This is a genomic window from Aquimarina sp. AWH4_224 (assembly GCF_056160245.1).
Window position 1 is genome coordinate 248,985 of record NZ_JBSWWU010000009.1, and the last position, 17,380, is coordinate 266,364.

16 protein-coding genes are annotated in these 17,380 nt (G+C 34.8%); all 16 read left to right on the forward strand.

The annotated features are described in order from the left end of the window. Positions 1-35 precede the first annotated feature (35 nt). The 16 genes from ACXAGJ_RS18440 to ACXAGJ_RS18515 all read left to right on the forward strand — a co-directional run bounded on the left by ACXAGJ_RS18440 (position 36) and on the right by ACXAGJ_RS18515 (position 17,379). Positions 36-1,316 (forward strand): acetyl-CoA C-acetyltransferase, encoded by a 1,281-nt coding sequence (locus tag ACXAGJ_RS18440; protein WP_474841800.1) that lies wholly within the window; start codon positions 36-38, stop codon positions 1,314-1,316. 56 nt (positions 1,317-1,372) lie between these two features. Continuing rightward, on the forward strand, positions 1,373-1,990 hold the full coding sequence (locus ACXAGJ_RS18445) for a pyridoxamine 5'-phosphate oxidase family protein (protein ID WP_474841802.1): 618 nt from the start codon (positions 1,373-1,375) through the stop codon (positions 1,988-1,990). Between the two features lie 609 nt (positions 1,991-2,599). After that, entirely contained in the window at positions 2,600-3,151 is a 552-nt protein-coding gene (locus tag ACXAGJ_RS18450) for a YceI family protein (RefSeq protein ID WP_474841803.1), read from the forward strand. Further along, complete coding sequence (locus ACXAGJ_RS18455) at positions 3,141-4,037, forward strand: DUF5777 family beta-barrel protein (RefSeq protein ID WP_474841805.1); 897 nt, start codon at positions 3,141-3,143, stop codon at positions 4,035-4,037. The genes ACXAGJ_RS18450 and ACXAGJ_RS18455 overlap by 11 nt, the downstream gene beginning before the upstream one ends. A 250-nt stretch (positions 4,038-4,287) precedes the next feature. Continuing rightward, a complete protein-coding gene (locus tag ACXAGJ_RS18460; protein WP_474841807.1) occupies positions 4,288-5,640 on the forward strand; it encodes a hypothetical protein in 1,353 nt (450 codons plus the stop codon). A gap of 585 nt (positions 5,641-6,225) precedes the next feature. Continuing rightward, the gene (locus ACXAGJ_RS18465) at positions 6,226-7,065 is read left to right on the forward strand and encodes a hypothetical protein (RefSeq protein WP_474841809.1); all 840 of its coding nucleotides are present in this window, start codon (positions 6,226-6,228) and stop codon (positions 7,063-7,065) included. A 374-nt stretch (positions 7,066-7,439) separates the two neighbouring features. Further along, the gene (locus ACXAGJ_RS18470; RefSeq protein ID WP_474841811.1) at positions 7,440-9,407 is read left to right on the forward strand and encodes a TraM recognition domain-containing protein; all 1,968 of its coding nucleotides are present in this window, start codon (positions 7,440-7,442) and stop codon (positions 9,405-9,407) included. 138 nt (positions 9,408-9,545) lie between these two features. Beyond that, the gene (locus tag ACXAGJ_RS18475) at positions 9,546-9,980 is read left to right on the forward strand and encodes a M23 family metallopeptidase (RefSeq protein ID WP_474841813.1); all 435 of its coding nucleotides are present in this window, start codon (positions 9,546-9,548) and stop codon (positions 9,978-9,980) included. Positions 9,981-10,009: 29 nt separating this feature from the next. After that, a complete protein-coding gene (traM, locus tag ACXAGJ_RS18480) occupies positions 10,010-11,185 on the forward strand; it encodes a conjugative transposon protein TraM (protein ID WP_474841815.1) in 1,176 nt (391 codons plus the stop codon). A gap of 1 nt (position 11,186) precedes the next feature. Continuing rightward, complete coding sequence (locus ACXAGJ_RS18485; RefSeq protein ID WP_474841817.1) at positions 11,187-13,535, forward strand: TraG family conjugative transposon ATPase; 2,349 nt, start codon at positions 11,187-11,189, stop codon at positions 13,533-13,535. Between the two features lie 13 nt (positions 13,536-13,548). Then, positions 13,549-14,394 (forward strand): DUF4138 domain-containing protein, encoded by an 846-nt coding sequence (locus ACXAGJ_RS18490; RefSeq protein WP_474841819.1) that lies wholly within the window; start codon positions 13,549-13,551, stop codon positions 14,392-14,394. Between the two features lie 2 nt (positions 14,395-14,396). Beyond that, entirely contained in the window at positions 14,397-14,933 is a 537-nt protein-coding gene (locus ACXAGJ_RS18495; RefSeq protein ID WP_474841821.1) for a hypothetical protein, read from the forward strand. A 20-nt stretch (positions 14,934-14,953) separates the two neighbouring features. Next, the gene (locus tag ACXAGJ_RS18500) at positions 14,954-15,631 is read left to right on the forward strand and encodes a hypothetical protein (protein ID WP_474841823.1); all 678 of its coding nucleotides are present in this window, start codon (positions 14,954-14,956) and stop codon (positions 15,629-15,631) included. A 75-nt stretch (positions 15,632-15,706) separates the two neighbouring features. Then, positions 15,707-16,249 carry a hypothetical protein gene (locus ACXAGJ_RS18505; protein WP_474841825.1) on the forward strand — a complete coding sequence of 181 codons (543 nt, stop codon included), beginning with the start codon at positions 15,707-15,709 and terminating at the stop codon, positions 16,247-16,249. 7 nt (positions 16,250-16,256) lie between these two features. Then, entirely contained in the window at positions 16,257-16,805 is a 549-nt protein-coding gene (locus ACXAGJ_RS18510; RefSeq protein ID WP_474841827.1) for a hypothetical protein, read from the forward strand. Next, on the forward strand, positions 16,792-17,379 hold the full coding sequence (locus tag ACXAGJ_RS18515) for a hypothetical protein (RefSeq protein ID WP_474841829.1): 588 nt from the start codon (positions 16,792-16,794) through the stop codon (positions 17,377-17,379). The genes ACXAGJ_RS18510 and ACXAGJ_RS18515 overlap by 14 nt, the downstream gene beginning before the upstream one ends. Position 17,380 lies beyond the last annotated feature (1 nt).

Consider the following 17,380-nt stretch of genomic DNA (forward strand, 5'->3'; position numbering starts at 1 on the left):
CAAACGTAAGATTTTACCACTTAAAACTTAAGATTATGAGAAATGAGACCAAAAAAGTAGCCATTATAGGAGGTAGTAGAATTCCTTTTGCCAAATCGTTTAGCACATACAGTAGAGTAAGTAATAGTGAGTTGATGTCAGCTGCCCTAAATGGTTTGGTAGACAAATATCAACTACAAGGAAAACAGTTGGGCGATGTTGCATTAGGTACATTAATCCACTATCCAGGAGAATGGAATTGGGCCAAGGAGAATGTACTAAACACTTCTTTAGACCCACATACACCAGCTCATTTCATTTCTCGTGCTTGTGGCACTAGTCTTGACGCTGCAAATACCATTGCTATGAAAATTGCGCTAGGACAAATTGAGGCTGGTATTGCCGGAGGAAGTGATACCAACAGTGATACCCCTCTTGCTTTGAGTCGTAATTTTGCCCATGACTTAATAGACATTAACAATAGTCGTTCTTTCGGAAAAAGATTAGGAAAGGTGTTCAAAACAAATTGGATAAAAATGTTCAAACCTATTTACCCTAACGTGAATGAGCCCAGAACTAATCTAAGCATGGGAGATCATACAGAAGTAACCGTGAAAAACTGGAATATCTCCAGAGAAGAACAGGATGAATTGGCTTTAGTAAGCCATCAGCATGCAGAAGCTGCATACCAGGCAGGTTTTTATGAAGATCTTGTAATCAATTTTAAGGGTAATAATAAAGATACTATTATTCGTGGCAATACTTCTTTAGAAAAACTGTCTAAGTTATCTCCTGCATTTGACAAAACCCCTACTGGAACACTTACTGCAGGTAATAGCTCACCATTTACTGATGGTGCTTCTGCCGTGTTTTTAACTTCTGAGGCCTATGCAGAAGCCAACGGTTACGAAATACAGGCTTATCTGACAGATATTCAAAATGCTGCTTTTGATTATGTATACGGAGAAGACTTACTGATGGCTCCTACCCTCGCCGTGGCTAAATTGTTAAAAAGAAACAACTTAACTCTACAAGATTTTGATTTTTATGAAATCCATGAAGCCTTTGCAGGACAGGTTCTAGCTACTCTTAAAGCTTGGGAAAGCGAAGAATTTTCCAAAAATCGATTAGGAGCTACAAAGGCACTAGGATCAATAGATAGAGGTAAATTAAATATCAAAGGCGGGAGCTTGGCTATTGGACACCCCTTTGCAGCAACAGGAGCAAGAGTATTGGCAGGTGCTGCAAAGATTTTACAAGAAAATGGAGGCGGTAGATGTTTGGTATCCGTTTGTACTGCAGGAGGAATGGGAACTGCTGCCATAGTAGAAGTCTAAGATTAGAATAACAGTATTAAAAATTATATATCGATTAAATCATAAAAGCATTAAAAATGCCTAAAAAATTTATCAGTGATATCGCTTTTAGTGAATCCGTCAAAAAACAGCAAGAAAAAATGGGGTCTAGAGCGATTTACCAAAAAATGGCTGAAAAACGCGATTGGCAACAAAAACTCACAATGATTATGCCTTTTATAAGAGATAGAGACTCTTTCTATATGGCTTCGGTTAATGCAGATGGACAACCTTATATTCAACATCGCGGAGGGCCAAAAGGGTTTTTAAAAATAATTGATGAGCACCATTTAGGATTTGCTGATTATTCGGGTAATCGACAATACATTTCTGTAGGAAATTTTGACGACAATAATAAAGTACATCTGTTCTTAATGGATTATCCTAATCGAACTAGAATTAAAATATGGGGAGAAGCAACAGTAATTGATAAAAATGACCCGGAATTACAGTTTTTATATGACGAAAAATACGGTTCTCAAGTAGAACGGTTTATAAAGATTAAAGTAACCGCTTGGGATGCTAATTGCCCACAACATATTCAACAACGATATACTGTAGAAGAAATGAAACCGCATATTAATACTCTAAATCAAAAAATACAAGATTTAGAAAAAAAAGTAGAGGATTGTTGTCCTAAAGAAAACCAACTCTAATTCAAATAAATACCCAAAAAAACAGGAACATCTTTTTACATGTTATAAGATTAAACCCTTCTTCGTAAAAACTGCACAAACCTATTGTTTTAATGAGGTAAATTGAAATTTCCATGAAAAACTTCAGAACTCATTTGCAACTTTCCCTGAATAATTAGAGAATAACTTGAACCTGAATTATTTAATTAATAAGGAATAAAAAATCATGAGTTTGACTATTTGTTGATAAAGAAGTCATGTTTTAACTACAAAAACCGTAATTCTCTTATGGTCAATCTTTTGTTTTAATTGACTTTCCCTGTTGTCTACACATTGTCTATACCTAAAGTTGGATTGTCTACGCATTGTTCTGCCAGAAAACCTGTTGTTCACGTTATACACTGGTAATTACGTCCATTCTTAAATTTAATTTATTTAAATTCGCCAAAATTGTGATAGGTATATTTGGTGCCAAAACCATAAGTTTCTTGGTCCAACGAATAAAAGAACACAATATATATCCCCCTTTTCATATTAGTTAACCTTATAACAACCAAAATACTTAAAAGAGATTAGCGTTTTTTTTAAAAGTAAGCTACTATTTCTAAAGAATGTATTTATACCTAAGAGATGAATAAACTACTATTTTTTTGTTATTTGTTAATGGCATCGGTTAGCACTAGTGATGATACATCCAATAGATATATAACTCGACAGGGGCAGGTCACTTTTTTTTCCTATACCAATGTAGAAAACATTGAAGCCAAGAATAATCAGGTGTTAAGCGTTATCGATTTTGATAAAAATGAAATAGCTATAAGTATGCTGATGAATGCTTTTATTTTCAAAAAGGCATTAATGCGTGAACATTTTAACGAGAGCTATATCGAATCTGATTTATTTCCTAAAGCTACCTTTGAAGGAAGTATTGTGGATTTTGATCCTACCAACACTACTTTCCAAACCAAATTGATCAAAGGCAAACTCACCATCCGGGATATTACTAAAGATATAGAGATTAAAACCAATATTGAATATGCGGATGGCAAATATATCTTAGCTGGAGAATTCGATCTTACTGTTAAAGATTTCGATATTAAAATTCCTCCTTTATTAGCTCCAAATATTGCTAAAACAATCTCAGTAACATTTAGACTTGAATATCAGGCTTATGAAATCTAATATATATATCTTCTTTATAGTCTTAGTATATTTTGGAAATGGTATGCAAGCCCAAAGCTTATTGGATGAGCTCAATGAATCTTATACAGATCCTCCACAGTTTGAATCTGCAGTATTTAAATCATCAAGAATTTCTATTGGTCATTCTACAAAAACGTTACAAAAAGGAGTACTGGAAATCGGAGCAAGGAATCGATTTTGGAATGTAGCTGACGCAGATATACAAAGCTTTGTAGCCGATAAGATGAGTACTCGTTTTTCTCTGGAATATGGGATCAATGATCGACTTACTTTTGGTCTTGGAGGTACTACCCTGGATGGTATTTTTGACGGTTTTTTAAAGTACAAACTGGTACGGCAACAAAAAAAGGGATTCCCTTTTACCATTACATTATTACAAAATAGTGCTTACCAAAGTGAAAGACCTTCTATCCGGGATGTTCCTAAGAGTGATACCTTTGGTGATAAACTTTCTTTTACAAGTCAACTTTTGATGTCTAGAAAGATTACCTCACAATTCTCTTTACAACTCTCCCCTACTTTTATCCATCGAGCTTGTTCCAACTTTGAAGAAGATCCTAATAATCATTTTGCATTAGGTATAGGAGGCAGATATAAAGTTGGTGGCCACATATCCATAGTTTCAGAATATTACCATCTATTCAACCCATTAGAATCCAGAGATACTTACGATGCATTTGTTCTTGGAGTGAATTGGGAACTTAGCGATGTGATGTTACAATTCCAGATGACTAATGCTCAAGGTGTAGAAGAACATAACTTTATCACTCAAACCCCTAATAATTTTAACTTTAACGACGGGAATTTTGTGTTTGGGTTTACAGCTATTTTCATTTTACATACTCGTAATGGATTGAAAAAATAAGTGGTTGGTCAATCCATAATTTACTATTCCGCTATTTGCGTGCGATTTAGAGTTTCTTTTCTATACTGATTAAACATATCATAAAAATCAACATATCCCTTTTCTGATCTTTTAGGCATGGGGTTATACTCTTGATTTCCCATTTATTACCCCATTCTTCCCATTAATTACTTTTAATTAAGAAACGCATGTTTCTCAATATACATTAGTATCATCATTAATGTATCATTCATTTTAAAAACAGGTAATTATGGCACTATTAAACGATTTGCAATTAAAAAGTAAAACCAGAAGAAAACTTTTTTGGGAAATCTACAATCAGGAACGATCGAGCGATCCAAAAGACATGATAAAAACTCAAAAAAGAAGAGAACGATTGTGGCAAGAAAAAGCTATTGATGCACTACATCCAGAAAAGATAAAACAAGAGACATTAGCTAAAATAGAGTTCCTAACAAAAAATATTGAAGAAAAAAAGAGCGCCGCTATGTCTCTTGTCGCCAATTATGAACCTAATAATGGCAAGGTTTCAGAGGAGATGGACAAAATATTATCTAAAGAATTACTGGAGCTAAACACCTTAAAATTAAAGATCAAAAACCCAGAAGGAGATGATTTAAGCAATGATGAAATTCTTAAAAAAGCAATAAAAGATTTACGCAAACCCATTACCAGTGATGACGCAAAGCTATTAGAAACCCAGGATAAACTGGTAAAAGAACGCTGGAAAAAATGGGAAAGAAGATCTGTTAGAATTGGAGCAGCAACGGGCACTCTAATTGGTGCTGCTATCGGAACAGCCTTATTTCCTGGAATGGGTACCCTTGGGGGTGCGGCTATTGGAGGGGCAATAGGAGGTGTTGTTGGTGTTTTCCCGGGAGCATCTATCATAAATTCATTTATTAATAATAAGATTATCCCCTATAGAAAAGCAAAAAAACAGGCCAAATTGATTGCTAAAATCGCAAAAAAGGAAGAAAAACGATTAAACCCAAACAGACAACCTAAACATTGGAGAAAAACACGGGAAAGATATAATAAAGTAAAAGAATGGTATTATAACCGATTACACCCTACAACTGTATTAGGTTGGCGAAAACCTATAGGTACTTTTTTCAGTAATGTAAGTCAGGGGATTGCTTCAGGTACAAGCTTAATAACTGGCGGTATTTCTACAGAAATATACAATAGTGTTGGTGATTATTTTAACCCACGCATTCCAGATGTTTTAGTTCAAAATGATGATAATCCAAATCCAGATATAATGGATTCCATCAATGTCGCTTGGCAAAATCCAACTCAACCGACTCCCGTTACCAATAATGATAACGAACTAACTGAAGAAAGAAATCTCAATCCAGTACGAGAGGAAGTCAATCTCCAACCTACAACAGAGGGTGTTGTGGAACTTCGTGAAACAGTAACCCGAGAAGTAGAAGTACCGAAACAGGATGAAAAAGAAAACACCCAATTATTAGAATTTACAAAAGGTCCTGATAGAAAAGGACAAAAAAATAGAAACATATTTCCTCGTAACCCATTTAGAAAATCAAAAAAAGGAAAAACACCTAAACCAGGAGGTTTCTCGAATAACCATATCTAATATCTTTCCTAGACTGTTGAATTTCTAGATTTATCTTTTTCAAAAGAACAGTTTTTTGACAGATCTATATTATCAATTTTCATAGTACAAATTAGACAAAAGCACCGCTAAATAATAGTGGTGCTTTTTAGTATACTCTCCTTCTCATTCCCTATTTTCCATTTACGTAAGCTATTTTGATTGCTCCTCCATATATTTCTATACCGTACACAAGAGATAAACATGAATACGAAATACAGTACGCTATGGAAACCTCGATTGATTCGTACTGATGGATAAACAAAGTATAAAAAAACTCTCAAAGAGATACTATTAAAAGTTCTTTTAGATCAATAAGGCACTTAAATTTAGTTCAAAATCTCTATCTCTAACCATTTATTACCTCATTCGTACCATCTATTACTTTCTACGTTCATAATGATAATTACCTATATACATTAGCCATATAAATAATGAATAAGGAATCATATCTTATCATAATGCCTTTTGAGAGCAGATCTTGCAAAGCCGGCAAACCTAAATAACTGCTCATACACTTTAAACGTGTAAACAAGGATACTCAAAAAAAACTAAAACTTAAAAGTCATGAAAAAACTACGAGAAATATTTGACGCCATTTTTAGAAGAAGACGAAACAGAAATAACAATGTCAACGTTCAAAACAACGATAACATGGATGTTTTAAATAACATTCCAGATCTAGATCAAGCATTTACAAATAGACAAAATCCCAATCTTTATCTTTCTACACGAACAGATCTAACACGAAACAGTATGTTAATGCCCTCAGCTCCAGCTGTAGGTTCTGATAGAGAGGAAGCATTAGACCAAACGAATATAGAGAATCGAGACAACATACAAGCCGCTTTGCGGGAAGTTGAACAAGGAGGTGAGGACATGATGAAAGTAAAAAGAGAACTATTAAAAGAGGAAGGTAAAAGCTTCTTTTTCAGAAATGCAGCTAAAGTAAAAGACCTAAAAGCACAAAAGACCGAATTGGAACAAAAAAATAATGATGGAGAAATAGCGGATTTTGTTGTAGTACGCAATGAAACCAATGAAAAAACTAAAGCGCACAATCCAGAAATGCGAGATAACATTGATTTCTCTCAAATGAATAGAGATATTCTAGAGGACAAAGTGAATGTACACAAAAAACCTAAGATAGAATCAGACGCTCATAGGTTAGAAAGATTGCAGGGAGAAGCGCTCGCAAATCTAGATACAAACCATCAAAATGATGTACCTACTAAACGACAATTATGGAAAGGCAGATATGATGGACTACTGATAGAACCTACAGGAGGAACTTCTACCGGATTACTTTCTGTCCGCAGTGATTCAACCTTATCCAGAGCTTCTAAAACGAGTAAAAAATCGACGGAATCTAAGCCAAACAAAAAAAATCAACAGCGACGTTCTTAGATAAAACATCTCATGTTATACATTTCATTACCTTTTTTAAGGTCATAACGCACCACTATTATCCAGTGGTGTTTTTTTTTGATTAAAATCATATTCTACTCAGCCAAAATACTTCCTTTTTACACCTGTTTTTTTCCCTTTTACACAAGTTGTTTTGACCCTAAGCCCTTGTATAGCTTTACTTTGCGTCAGAAATAACAAACAACACAAATCCAATAGACATGAATCCGATCACAAAACTTTTTCCGATAAACTATAAGAAAATAAAACAACTTATAAAGCAATTAGCTATTGCTAGCAGCTATGCTATTCATAGATAATTGACACTCGAAAATAATCTTAAAAACAACACACAACTCATAATAATTTTAACCATGAAGGACAGTAAACTCTCTATAGATATGATCATTTTGGTAACGATGTTACTGTGCATAGTATTATTAGGAATTGATATTTATGCACATCATATAGATCAGCTTTATGGATTAAGTGTAACACATGCCTATATCAATAAAATGATCATCAAATTATATAGTGTTGCTCCTTTTTTAGAAAGCTCTATAGTAATAAGAAGTTTGGTCTTAGGAATATTTTCTTTTGCTTCCTTCGGCTTTCATGTCAAAAAGAAACCCGAAGCAGATACCAAAAACAGCCTATACTACTTAGCCTTGGCTGTAGGGACTTTAGTCTTTGTTATCGCCGGTGAATTACCAGTTCCTATGTTTCCGAACTTAGGATTAACTACAGTAGCCCTGATAGCATTTATATGGGCCTTATTTAAGATCAGAAGACACTTTAATTACTTTGGGTCTAAAGATGAGTTTAATGATGAGAATCTCATTTTTAAACAGGAGCAAGGGGTAATGACGAACCCATATTCTGTAAATTTCAAAACAGATAAAGGTTTTATTAATGTAGTAAATCCATTCAGAGCCACTATGGTTTTAGGGACGCCTGGATCTGGTAAATCCTATTCTGTAATCGAAGAGTATATCCGCCAACACATCCAGAAGCAGTTTACTATGTTGGTTTACGATTTTAAGTTTCCTTCACTGGCCAAAGAAACTTATGCATTCTATCAATTTTATAAAGAGGTATATCAAATAGAACCTACTTTTAATGTGATTTCTTTGGATGACATTCAAAAATCAAACTTTGTAAATCCATTAAGTCCAGACCTAATTCGTAAAGCTGCAGATGCTATTGAAGCCTCGCAGACGGTATTGTACAATCTAAACAAAGAATGGATTACCAAAAAAGACTTTTTTGCACAATCCGCAATATCATACTTTGCATCGTGCATCTATTTTCTTAAGATTTATGAGGGTGGGAAGTATTGTACATTACCACACGCCATTACATTAGCGTCTTGCCCAGATGAAAAGGTATTTAAAATTTTAGGCTCTTATCCAGAACTAAAATTCTTTATGACACCGTTTGCTGATGCTTTGGAAAAAGAAGCTTACGAGCAATTATCGGGACAAACGGCTTCGGCAAGGATTCCTTTATCACAATTGGCTACCAAAGAGTTGTTTTGGGTGATGGGCAATAACATCTATCCTGAACTCAATGTATCGCTAAGCATTAATGATCCCGAAAAACCTTCTTTACTGGTTTTGGCTAACTCACCTGCCACGCAAACAACCAACTCGCCGGCATTAGGTTTGATTTCAACTCAAATATTGAAGGAGATTAATACACAAGGACGTCAACCATGTTCTGTAATTATTGACGAGTTACCTACCATGTATTTTATGGGATTAGATAACCTCATCGCAACTGCTAGATCCAATAAAATATCGACCACTATCGGTATGCAAGATCTGGAGCAATTAAAACGAGATTACGGTAACGAAGTTGCTGCAACGATTTTTAATATCGTCGGTAACATTTTTAGCGGATCGGTACGTAGTGAGACTGCAACCAAACTTCAGGAAATATTTGGTAAAAAGAAACAGAAACTAAAAAACATCTCGGTAGATACTAGTAGTACTTCGTATAGCATTAATGAAAACCTAGAATATGCCATCCCAGTCGCTACGATTTCACAACTATCGCAAGGAGAATTTGTAGGGGTAGTCGCAGATAATTTTGGAGAAGAAATCAACCGAAAAATATTCAGAGGTAAAATAAAAGTAGATCAACGCAATGATCAAATAAAAGATCCTATTCCGCTTACCATAGGAGAAGATAACGATATCGATAAATTATTGGATGGCAACTTCAACAGAATTGTAGCTGAAATTGATGTTCTAGTCGCTAACGAACTAGAGAAGCTAGAAGCAAATTACCATGAATACGAACAGGAGGAGCAAGATCAGCAAATGGATCCCTCAAACTAATTGACACAATAATTCAACTCTTAAAAGCACCACACAATCATGAAAACAACACACATAAACATAAGGGTAATTATCCCAATTTTGTTGCTAGTTTGTTCTACACTGACCTATGCGCAAAATACTAAAAAAGAAAATGTAATGGATCCTCTCAAAAGTCTTCCGATCCATTTTCCATTAGCAAAAGAAGATTTTAAAAATATCTCTTCTCCTTTTGGATTTAGAAGACACCCTATTCTGCAAAAAAACAAATTACATGCAGGTATTGATCTTGTTGCACCCAAAGGAGCTGCCGTACTCGCTTCTGCAAATGGGGTAGTACAGAAATCGGTATATCAAAAAGGCTATGGCAATCACATAGTGATCGCTCACTATCCCACTCTAGAGACCCTATATGCACATTTGTGGATAACACTGGTCAAAAAAGGAGACACCGTAACTCAAGGGCAGCTTATAGGATTTGTGGGTGATACCGGATTAGCTACTGGGCCACACTTGCATTATGAAATACGCATGAATAACAAAAAACTGGATCCTATACGTTTCTGGAAAAGTTTTTTGAGAAATAAAGCATAAACACACATTATCTAAAAACATTAAAAATCATGGACAAAAAAAAGAAAATCATTGTAGGAGTTGTAGGCGTTGGATGCTTCTTACTACTCGTTATAGTGCTTAAAATGGTGGTATTTCCTGGAGACAAAAACAAATCACAGAAAAGCCAGTTGACGATAAGCACTCCAGAGGTCATTAAAAAGAAAATAGAAAACAAATCAAAAATTGAACACTACGACAAAGAATCTTTAAAAAATATTGGAAAAAATGATATTGTCAAAGGGTTTGGAAATGTCGGTAAAGAAGAAGAAGAATTATTTATAGAAGAGACGCTTATCGTAGAGGATACCACCATGAAAAATTCAAATCATTTGGTAGCGTTAGGGAAAGGTTCCTCGAACTCACAAGGTACTTCTGCATTAGCATACCAACAAAACGCCGAAGATGAAGAACTAAGGGAACTTATGGCGTTGCAAGAACAGTTAGTAAGACAGGCTAACGCTGTAAATCAATCAACAAATGATGATGCCGATATCGAGGAGATTCAAAAACTTTTGGCCGCATACAATCAATATGCTGCTCCCGGTGGAAACATGAATCAACTAACACCGGATAAAATTTCAGAAATAGGTACTAGTGTGAGTGAAAAATTAATGGGTCAAATCAACACACAATTTCAAGCACAAAACTTTTTTCACGGAGCACAATCTTCTAATGACAACAACAAAGTATTAGGATTAATTCCCGCAGAAACCATAGACGATCGATTATTGGTTAATGGTAGTACTGTTGCTATACGAACCAAAAAAGAAATACGCCTTGTCAATCCCAGAGTGGTAATCCCAAAAGGAGCTGTGGTATACGGTAAAGTTTCCTTTGGCACCAACAGACTTTTGATTGATATCGATAGCTATAAAACAAAGAACACATTGTATAAACTGGATTTTACACTGTTTGATTTTGATGGTATAGAAGGCATACACTTAGACAGCCGTACCTGGCCTAAAATTCCAGGAAAAGTAGCCAAAGATGTTTATGACTATGCTTACCAAAGAGGTACACAAGCTGCTGGTTTTGGAAACGAAAACAACAGCGTAAATCTTGAAGAAGCAAAGGATATTGCCATTCTGTCGGCAGCCAAGGAGATTGGCAACGAAGTATTTGAGAAAAGAAAGGTTTTTATGCCTAAGAAATATCACTTATGGTTTAACATCAATGCCCAATAACATGAAAAGCGAAGCGATACAAAAAATATTTCCAATCTATGCGGTAGAAAATGACATGATCATTTCTAAAAATGGAGATATTACCTTAGGATTTAAACTACAGTTACCACAGATCTATTCTTTGGATCGAGAAGGAATCAACAGAATCAATCAATTGTTTGATAAGATTATTCGATCACTTCCTGAAAATACGATCATCCAAAAGCAAGATTACTTTTTTGTGGATAAGATTAAAGAAGCGGTAACCGAAGGAGAATTGATGTTATCCAGAAGCGACAATAAATTTTTCTACGAAAAACCAACATTGAGTCATGAATGCTATCTGTTTATTACCAAAGATTCTAAAAACAAAATAAGCCTCACCAGCAACGCAAAATTATACGATAAGTATATGGAGGAGGTAAAAGATTTTATTCAGGTAGTCACTACAAGTATTTCATTTCTATCTAAAGAAGATTTTTTTACAGTAGACTCCTTAGACTCTGATACCATTATTAAGGTGTTAGGAAAATACATTTCACTGTCCCAAGAGGGGCAACAGTCCTTACAGGATCTATTTTTTGACAAGCAATTAAGAGTTGGAAACAAAGTTGCAGAGATGTATGCCATAAGTTCGTATAATCAGTTACCATTGAGTATTGAGACCACAAAGAAAAACATCGATTTCTCGACGCAAAAAACCGATTTTCAGATTCCATTTATACAACCCATTTGCTTGGGCTTAGAATGTAATCACATCTATAATCAAGTGATTTATATCGAAAATTCTGAAAAAATATTTTCGAAGCTAAAAACAAAATTGAATCAGTTTAAGAGTTTAGCCATTTTATCCAAAGAAAATGAAGTAACCTATAATCAAATCGATCAATTGGTGAATGAGGTTATCGAAAATGAATTGCGATTCGTATACCAACACTTCAATATTATATTGTGGGATATCAATGAAGAAAAACTCGAAAACCATAAAAATCAATTAGAAAATGCGTTCAAGGAGTTATCCATTACTCCCTATCAAATCAAAAACTCTTTAAAAGATTTATTCTTTTCTAATCTACCAGGGGCATGCACTTGCGTTCCTGAGCTATATAAATTTATCGGGATATCAGAGCAAACACCAATCCTACTCAATTTTGAAAGTTATTATGAAGGGAATAGAGATGGGATCCTACTTACCGATCGTAAAAACGGTGCACCAGTACGATTAGATTTATGGATAGAGCCTGTAAAAAGAGGACTAATTGTAAATAGAAACCGTTTGATTTTTGGTCCATCGGGTACGGGAAAATCTTTTTTAATTAACCATATCGCTAGTCAGTATTATGAGCAGGGTCATCATATCGTAATGATCGATATTGGTAATTCGTACAAGAAATTATGTAACCTGGTAAAAGGACAGTACTATGCTTACGATCCAGATGTTCCTTTAGAATTCAACCCTTTTCATTTTCATCATATAGACGAGGTCAATAATGATAAAAAGATATTTCTAACCTCACTAATCATCTTTTTATGGAAAGGAGATGACCCTTTTAAAAGAGAGGAAAAACAGATTATTGGCCTATATCTAGATGCGTATTACGAATCTTTTGAGAAGGAACGAAATGGCTATCCATGTATGTCTTCCTTTTATGAGTTTGTTGACCAAAATCAAGTAATGGAAGATGAAGAAAGGTACTTTGACAAAGTTAGTTTTCAATTGTCACTTCGTGATTTTCATGATGGTAAATACAGTAAAATCCTAAACTCAGAAAAACCTATAGATCTGGTACAAGAACGATTCATCGTATTCGAAATGGATAATATTAAAGATCACCCTATTCTTTTCCCATTGGTGACGATGTTATGTATAGATGTGGTGATGAGTAAGATCAGAAAAATACCCGAAGCCAAAAAATCCATCTTCATCGATGAGTGTTGGAAACCGATTTCTAAAGGAGAAATGGCTCAGTTCATCAAATACTTATATAAAACTGTGCGGAAATTCTATGGAGAAGTAGCCATTGCCACGCAAGATGTAGAAGATATTTTGGATACTCCAGCAGGACCAGCAATGATCAATAACACAGATACGATGATCTTGTTATCGCACAAAAAGAAAATGGCCACCAAAGACAAATTTGCGCAATACTTATCCTTTAGCGAATCTGATCTGGAAAAACTATTCTCTACCGACAAAAGAGAAGTTTTTGTCAAGGTTGGTAGTGTATCTAATGTATATAAAGTAACTGTTTCTCCCGAGCGATATGCCTGCTATTCTTCTAATGCAGACGAAAACAAGGTCATTTTTGACACCTACAAGGAGAAAAAAAATATGGAATTAGCTCTAAAAGAATTTGTAGAAAAACTCTAAAAACAAAAACAAAATGAAAAAGCAACTCTTTCTATTACTTATAGTATTTTTTGGGATAAGTAATACCATTAACAGTCAAAACCATCTGGTTCCTTTAAAACAACTGGACACCATAAAAGTATCAGATATAAAAACAACACATTTAATATTTGATCAACAAATTGAATATCTAGACGTAGGGTCTCCATTTTTTGTCGCGGACACCACAAAACAAATGGTCAAACTAAAACATATTGGTCAAGAACTAGTAGACGGAAGAACCCAACTTTCTAACCTAACGGTTATTACCAAAGATGGAGGATACTATTCTTTTATTCTTGGATATCAAAGGGTTTTACAGCACCTAACATATAAAGTAAAAAGAACTGAAGAATTTGCCGATGCCGTACAGGATAAAATTCAAAAAGAAGAGGAAGCGGCCAGAGCATTGGAAGCATTATGTAACAAGTTAGACAAAAATTTCAACAACAAAATTCACCTCAAAAACGGAAAATCAGGGGATATCAGAGTTCGGGTTACAGGGATTTTTTACGTAAACGAAAAAATTGGACTCCGTATCGAACTCAAAAATGAATCTACCATTGATTTTGATATTGATCATATCCTGTTCAGAACCAAATTAAAGAAACGGTTTGCAAAAGATTATTTATATCAGGAACGTGTAATTCATCCTTCAGGAATATGTTCTGACAATTTTGAAATCGCCGGTCAAGGACAGCAAAATATCACGTTGATATTCGACAAGTTTATGCTTAACGAAAAGGAAAAATTAAGCATCGATATTTTCGAAACCAACGGGGGTCGATCTGCCACGATGATCATTCCAAGAGAAGAATTGTTGAACCCTAAAGTACTGTAGTCATGAAAAAGCAACAAATTCTTGCGGTTCTTGTATTCCTCTTGGTTATCAACAACAGTTGGGCACAGTTTCCATATTTTGATGTCGCGGGAAAGGAATTACGAGATGGTTTGATATTCCTAAACGGTACGGAAAAAAAATCGGTAAAAGATTTTCAAAAACAAAATCTAAAGACAACAGTTACTTATGGGGCTGCTGCTACCTTATCAGGAACTGAAAGATTAACAAGAACGAAATTTCGGGTTAATCCAATAAACCTAGCATTTATAGACTATTCGAAGTATAGCAACATGTGCAGGAGTTATCTCAATCCATTTCAAAAAGCAAAGTGTACAAACAAATATAATTATCTAAAAAATGCACATCAGACCGTGTTGTTCTTCGTAAACACTCCAATTCAAAACGAAGTAAATAATGGAGTTAAAGAACAAATTTTGGCAAAATATACCGCCATTACCAACACCATTTTGAAAGAATTGGAGCTACTAAAGCTAAAAGCCGAAAAAGATAATTTTTACACACGATTAATCATCAAATAAACGCTTAAAAACAAACACCCATGAAAACGATACGCACACTAGTACTATTATTTCTGTTGGTAGGACAACATACATTTGGGCAATTTTTTCATGTTCATACACACATTGATAATAACGACGCAAACACTCGAAAAAAACTAACTGCCCTTATACCTATTTTGGGAGGAAGAAATATTTCTTTGACCACATCAAATAACAAATTAAAGACAGCCTTAGACAATCATAAAGAACAATTAAGACTTCAATACACAAAAAATCGGTTTGATGGAGGTACTGGTTATACTACAACCGCTGGAATTTCTGCGCTATTAAGCTTAGGAGCTTCTGGATTAGCAAGAATTCCTGGATTACCCTATATGACTTCAGAAAAACAAGCATACCTAGATGAAGTAACCATGGATAAAGCGCTATTACTGGCATTAAAATCGGTAAGTAAAACCAATATAAAGTCGGCCAAACGGCAGGAAATTTATCGATTGCGAAGCAAATTACTGAGAGAATTTGCAAAAAATGATACTGATGTACGGCAGACCTTATTTATGTCGGCAGCTGGTATAGCCGTACTTAATTATGATCAGTTTGTCAATATATACAACCAATTGAGTATAAATGAGAATGATGATAATACTGGGCAAATGGACACCGATCCTAATACGCTTGATTTTAACCAGTTCATAGAGTTTTTTGATAAGCTGTAACGCATAGAAATAGACTTGTAGATCCTTAAAGAAACGTATTTAGCCATATACAATAATTCATAAAAATCAATACCCATGAAGACGAAAATATTGAGTTGCTTACTCACACTTATCGGAGCATCCGTGCTAAATGCCCAGCAGTTCCCTTTTTTAACAGATCCGTTGTCATTAGCAGGATCCGGGGCAGCATTGGCACTATATAATAAATTGGATGATGAGGATAAGAAAAACAGAAATAAAATGAAGGCTTTTAACTTTGATTATGCAAAGCGTCAGGCATATTTTATGGGGTTTTCTCTGGCAGTAGGAGAAAGAATCACCAATGAGATTGAAACTTCTGTTACACGCTATACTACATTAAAGAACAGAAACTCCTCCCTGAGCTTGCTCAACTATTCTAAAAAAAAGGAAAACACAAAAATGTTGGCACTTATAGAAACGATGCTCAACAATATACAACAAGAGGCAAGGAATCAAAAAGGTCTTTTTGTCATCTATGGAGAAAAGATGAATCTGCTGCAGAATATGATGGAATCTCTGGAAGAAATCAATCGAGTGTTAGATGTCGTAGAAGATAACATAGAACAAACCAAGCTATACAATCGAATTTTTAATTAGAAAGAAGATGAAAAAAATACTGATACATATATGTTTCTCAATGATTATGTATTTGGGAAATGCGCAGGTACTAATTAAACTAAAGGTAAAAGGAAACTTAGAAGATCATCTTTCACAATCGGCTTATGACCAAATCAATACTTCGAACACAACGCTTGCAGGTCAAGAACTATTAAATAAAGGAAGTATTGAACTGCTAACACCAATTTTTAATGAGCAATTAAAAGAGTTGACATCGTTTAACTCTAGGTTCGAATTCCAGAAAACTGCGATAAGAACCTTTATTAGCAGTCCTGTTTTTAGCAGTGCTGGAGGATTTAATAGCTACGGGTATATACAAGAAAAATACCCAATAGTAAACCCTTTGAGTCCCTCATCTGTTGTTCGGAATACGGTAACCCGAGCCCGTTTCAGAAAAAAACTAAATAAAGAAAGGGATAAGATGATGAAGTACCTTGATAAAAACAACCCTATCCCAGAAGGAGAACGAGTTTTCCTAGTCCTGTCAACCTTAGAAAGTGTAATCAATTTAACCTTAGAAAATGGAAAATTTTAAATACTTATTCCTGTTCATATGCGGTTTTGCCTTTGCACAAACTCATTCTGAGAGCATTGCAGATATTCAAGTAGGAATCCTGAAGGGAACCATAAGCACAACACTAGGTGTCGAATTGGACTTAAGAAAAAAGCAAGGAGATTTAATCAAAGATCTAGAGGATACCGAAGAGGATTACGATTCGAAACGAAATGTATTCGGCAACTTCAAAACAAATACAATAGTAGTAGCTGCAGTACAAGCTAAACTCGTATTTCTCAACCAAAAAGTAGCGAATATTGAATCTACAATAAATACGTTAAAAGTCGCCTCCTTTGGTTTTGGACAAGGGCTCTCCAGATATCAAGATCAACTAGAAACCGAAAAAAGATATTTACAAAAATTACAAGAAGAGAGCGTATTAATAGGCGGAGGTGGAATGTTGGTGAGCGGAGGTACAGGTCATGTATATACCGCATACCTAAAATTATTAATCAGATTAATCAGGGTAAAAAACAACATCCTAAAAATCGATAAAGAAATAGCGGCAAAAAACAAAGTTGTCACAACACTAAAAAGATTAACATCAAACTGAA

Coding starts and splice junctions, on each gene's coding strand:
- ACXAGJ_RS18440 (WP_474841800.1), top strand. CDS start 36: ATGAGAAATGAGACCAAAAAAGTAGCCATTATAGGAGGTAGTAGAATT.
- ACXAGJ_RS18445 (WP_474841802.1), top strand. CDS start 1,373: ATGCCTAAAAAATTTATCAGTGATATCGCTTTTAGTGAATCCGTCAAA.
- ACXAGJ_RS18450 (WP_474841803.1), top strand. CDS start 2,600: ATGAATAAACTACTATTTTTTTGTTATTTGTTAATGGCATCGGTTAGC.
- ACXAGJ_RS18455 (WP_474841805.1), top strand. CDS start 3,141: ATGAAATCTAATATATATATCTTCTTTATAGTCTTAGTATATTTTGGA.
- ACXAGJ_RS18460 (WP_474841807.1), top strand. CDS start 4,288: ATGGCACTATTAAACGATTTGCAATTAAAAAGTAAAACCAGAAGAAAA.
- ACXAGJ_RS18465 (WP_474841809.1), top strand. CDS start 6,226: ATGAAAAAACTACGAGAAATATTTGACGCCATTTTTAGAAGAAGACGA.
- ACXAGJ_RS18470 (WP_474841811.1), top strand. CDS start 7,440: ATGAAGGACAGTAAACTCTCTATAGATATGATCATTTTGGTAACGATG.
- ACXAGJ_RS18475 (WP_474841813.1), top strand. CDS start 9,546: ATGGATCCTCTCAAAAGTCTTCCGATCCATTTTCCATTAGCAAAAGAA.
- traM (WP_474841815.1), top strand. CDS start 10,010: ATGGACAAAAAAAAGAAAATCATTGTAGGAGTTGTAGGCGTTGGATGC.
- ACXAGJ_RS18485 (WP_474841817.1), top strand. CDS start 11,187: ATGAAAAGCGAAGCGATACAAAAAATATTTCCAATCTATGCGGTAGAA.
- ACXAGJ_RS18490 (WP_474841819.1), top strand. CDS start 13,549: ATGAAAAAGCAACTCTTTCTATTACTTATAGTATTTTTTGGGATAAGT.
- ACXAGJ_RS18495 (WP_474841821.1), top strand. CDS start 14,397: ATGAAAAAGCAACAAATTCTTGCGGTTCTTGTATTCCTCTTGGTTATC.
- ACXAGJ_RS18500 (WP_474841823.1), top strand. CDS start 14,954: ATGAAAACGATACGCACACTAGTACTATTATTTCTGTTGGTAGGACAA.
- ACXAGJ_RS18505 (WP_474841825.1), top strand. CDS start 15,707: ATGAAGACGAAAATATTGAGTTGCTTACTCACACTTATCGGAGCATCC.
- ACXAGJ_RS18510 (WP_474841827.1), top strand. CDS start 16,257: ATGAAAAAAATACTGATACATATATGTTTCTCAATGATTATGTATTTG.
- ACXAGJ_RS18515 (WP_474841829.1), top strand. CDS start 16,792: ATGGAAAATTTTAAATACTTATTCCTGTTCATATGCGGTTTTGCCTTT.